The 1,755-nt window shown below is 40.6% G+C and carries 2 protein-coding genes and 1 pseudogene; 1 reads left to right on the forward strand and 2 read right to left on the reverse strand.

Annotation, left to right across the window (positions count from 1 at the left end):
• Positions 1-215: 215 nt before the first annotated feature.
• A complete protein-coding gene (locus JZI27_RS24800; RefSeq protein WP_481752846.1) occupies positions 216-449 on the reverse strand; it encodes an AbrB/MazE/SpoVT family DNA-binding domain-containing protein in 234 nt (77 codons plus the stop codon).
• Positions 450-886: 437 nt separating this feature from the next.
• On the opposite strand from JZI27_RS24800, the pseudogene JZI27_RS25170 reads away from it, so the two are divergent.
• A pseudogene (locus JZI27_RS25170) lies at positions 887-1,093 on the forward strand (ATP-binding protein); the annotation flags it as partial.
• A 213-nt stretch (positions 1,094-1,306) separates the two neighbouring features.
• On the opposite strand, the gene JZI27_RS24805 reads toward JZI27_RS25170, so the two are convergent.
• Complete coding sequence (locus tag JZI27_RS24805) at positions 1,307-1,669, reverse strand: response regulator (protein ID WP_280209831.1); 363 nt, start codon at positions 1,667-1,669, stop codon at positions 1,307-1,309.
• Positions 1,670-1,755: the final 86 nt, after the last annotated feature.

Below are 1,755 nucleotides of genomic sequence, written 5' to 3' on the forward strand. Positions count from 1 at the left end.
TGTAATCTCCTTGAGTTGACTTCCTTCCTCCGGCTTTAGCGTCGCGTTGAGAAAAGACAGCAACAGGTCTTTGTGTGAAAGTTACCACATCCACTCCTTCTCTTAAACAGACGCTTAATAGTTACTACTCTGGGAACTTTCCCGGAACAATTTATGGACGGAAAGACAAAAAAGAACATGCACCCGCAGCTATTTCTCAGCTACTGAAGCACGTTTCAACTATCAACTTTACTGTTGTTCATGCATTCCCTACAAACGATTTTACCCTTAAAATAAACGGTATCGTTCATGACATTACCGCAAAAGATGCAGCCTGGAGAATACTTTCTGAGAATAATCAATTCCCCATCTTTGAAAATCTCCAAACCATCTGACACCTCAATGTCTAGACGGCGCCGAAGTTCAACCGGCAAAACGATTCGCCCCAAAGAGTCAAGTTCCCTTACCATACCTGTAAATCGACCGATTGTCTGCCTTTCTTGCTCGGGAGCTGGCTTTTCTTGCTCAGGTATGGCATTAAGACGATGCTTCTGATAGTGATTGGCGCAGTACCCTTTTGCGACGTACTTATTCTGACAGCCAGGAACTTTGCAAACACGATCGGTCGAAGCGGGTATATCAATTGTAGCAGCAGTTTCAATAAAAGCACTTGAACTTGGTACTTCTTTTTGTTTCATGCGATTTTTTTGGTAATGCTTCGCACAAAATCCCTTGGCATAATACTTACCTTGACAGTTTTCAACTCTACAACTTCGGTTATCCATATCTTAATTCCTCCACGATTCATTAATCGGTGATTCCTGAAGTAAAAATGGTCTTTCTACCCTTTTTCTATTTTACCCGTTATCACCCTCTGGTGTTAGCATGCCGACCTGTCTAGCCACCTTTCCAGCTTATCTCCATGTGCTACGAAAGAAAAGATCATTATTATTACGACCAATTTACAATTCGCCAATGGAATCATATATTTGGTGTTCCAATTTTGACAGAGACAGTTATTGATCGTTTATTCATCACTCTCATTTATTCTCATTTGATTGTCTTTAATCTTGAATGCCATCAATACATAGAATCGTTACTACACGGAAAATAATTTAGGGGTTGGAAAATGGTACATTTTAATTTCCATTTGCTACATTTCTTACTTGCTAAAAACAGCAATCAGCCTCTTAGTCGAAGGTGTCCTAAGGAGGCAACAGCTTAGCTTTGCTGCTGAATGTGATATATCAAAGATGTACCAGAATCCATCTGACTTATGAACATCAGTTGTAAAATCCTAAAATTCCCATCGTTTCAGGCACATAAATTACAATCCCAATACCTTTTCAATCGAATCCTTAACGCGATCATAGATGAATGGCTTTACAAGAAAGTCTTTTGCTCCTGCTTTCAATGCCTCAACTACCATCGCTTGCTGTCCCATTGCAGAGCACATAATCACCTTTGCCTTCGGATCAAATGCCCGAATCTCTTTCACAGCAGCTATTCCGTCCATGCCCGGCATAGTGATGTCCATCGTAACAAGATCGGGTCTAAGTTGCTTATACAGCTTAACGGCTTCTTCCCCATCTTTTCCTTCACCTACGACTTCATAACCTGCTTTGGTTATGCTGTCCTTTAACATGGTCCTCATAAATGCTGCGTCGTCAACAATCATAATTCTATTCATGTTATGTACATCTGTGAATGTCAATCAAAATGTTGACCACCGTGCTCATCAAAAAATTGACCACCATGGCAAAAATCAATCCACCC

Source organism: Brevibacillus sp. AY1, assembly GCF_029870785.1.
Lineage (GTDB): Bacteria > Bacillota > Bacilli > Brevibacillales > Brevibacillaceae > Brevibacillus > Brevibacillus invocatus.

Excerpts from the sequence above, each read along its gene's own strand:
- JZI27_RS24800 (WP_481752846.1), bottom strand. The coding sequence starts at position 449 with ATGGTAAGGGAACTTGACTCTTTGGGGCGAATCGTTTTGCCGGTTGAA.
- JZI27_RS24805 (WP_280209831.1), bottom strand. The coding sequence starts at position 1,669 with ATGAATAGAATTATGATTGTTGACGACGCAGCATTTATGAGGACCATG.